This window comes from Dietzia sp. DQ11-71 (genome assembly GCF_014144995.1).
Lineage (GTDB): Bacteria > Actinomycetota > Actinomycetes > Mycobacteriales > Mycobacteriaceae > Dietzia > Dietzia kunjamensis.
The window spans coordinates 1-1,392 of sequence record NZ_JAALDT010000504.1; the positions used below are offsets into that span (position 1 = coordinate 1).

The following is a 1,392-nucleotide window of genomic DNA, read 5'->3' on the forward strand; positions in this document are numbered from 1 at the left end:
CGAGGTCCACCGTCACGCCGTCGAGCCGGTCGATGGACTCGGCGCGCTTCGAGAACGCGGTGACGACCTCCTCCATCCGTTCGGTCTGGGCCTCGGCGGAGTCGAGAGTGGAGTTGATCTCCCCGGAGGCGGCGTACCGGGTGTACTCGGCCATGAGCGCCGACAGGGTCCCGTCCTGCCCGCCCAGCGCCGCCAGGACGTGCATCGCGGCGAGCATGCCCGAGTCGGCGCCCCAGAAATCGCGGAAGTAGTAGTGCGCCGAGTGCTCCCCTCCGAAGACGGCACCGGTGTCGGCCATCTGCGCCTTGATGAAGCTGTGCCCGACCCGGGTACGGACGGCGACGCCGCCCTTCTCCTCGACGAGCTCGGGGACGGCCCGGGAGGTGATGAGGTTGTAGATGATCGAGGCGCCCGGGTCCTTGGCCAGCTCACGCTCGGCGACGAGGGCGGTGATGGCCGACGGCGCGACCGGCTCGCCGCGCTCGTCCACCACGAAGCAGCGGTCGGCGTCGCCGTCGAACGCCAGGCCGATGTCGGCCCCGCTTTCCCTGACGAGGGCCTGCAGGTCGACGATGTTGGCCGGTTCCAGCGGGTTCGCCTCGTGGTTGGGGAAGTTGCCGTCGAGCTCGAAGTACAGCGGCACGATCTCGAGCGGCAGTCCGCCCAGAACGGCCGGCACGGTGTGGCCACCCATCCCGTTGCCGGCGTCCACCGCCACCGTGAGCGGGCGGATGCCCGACAGGTCGACCAGTCCGCGCAGGTACTCGCCGTAACCGTCCAGGACGTCCCGCTCGGTGACGGTGCCGGCCTCGCCGTCGTGGGCGGGGACCCCCTCGATGAGCTCGTCGGCGATGGTCCGCAGGCCGGACTCCTGCCCGACCGGCTTGGCGCCGGGGCGGCACAGTTTGATGCCGTTGTAGGCGGCGGGGTTGTGGCTGGCGGTGAACATGGCGCCGGGGCAGTCGAGTGAACCGGAGGCGAAGTAGAGCTGGTCGGTCGAGGCCAGGCCGATGGTCACCACGTCCAGTCCCTGGGCGGTCACCCCGTCGGCGAAGGCGGCGGACAGGCCCGGGGACGAGTCCCGCATGTCGTGGCCGATCACCACGGTGCGGGCACCCTCCGAACGCATGAGGCGGGCGAACGACGCCCCGACCTCGCGGACGAAGTCCTCATCGATCTGTTCGCCGACGACACCACGGACGTCGTACGCCTTGATGACTGCTCGGACGGACTCGGCGCTACGTGCCACGTGTTGCTCCAGGGGTGTGAGACGGGTCGGTCGGTGTTCTGCCTGACACTACCCGCGCCGTACGGGCGGCGGACCGACCTCGCGGGCCGCGGCTCAGCGGGGGGTGGGGCCCGGCTCCGGTCGACCGTCGCCGGACCCGCCGG

1 protein-coding gene is annotated in these 1,392 nt (G+C 71.1%); it reads right to left on the minus strand.

Going from position 1 to position 1,392, the window contains the following annotated elements; all coding sequences use genetic code 11:
* Positions 1–1,249, minus strand: a 1,249-nt coding sequence (locus G6023_RS15335; protein WP_182636349.1) for a phosphomannomutase/phosphoglucomutase, incomplete at its 3' end; no start/stop codon positions are given.
* Between the last annotated feature and the right edge of the window lie 143 nt (positions 1,250–1,392).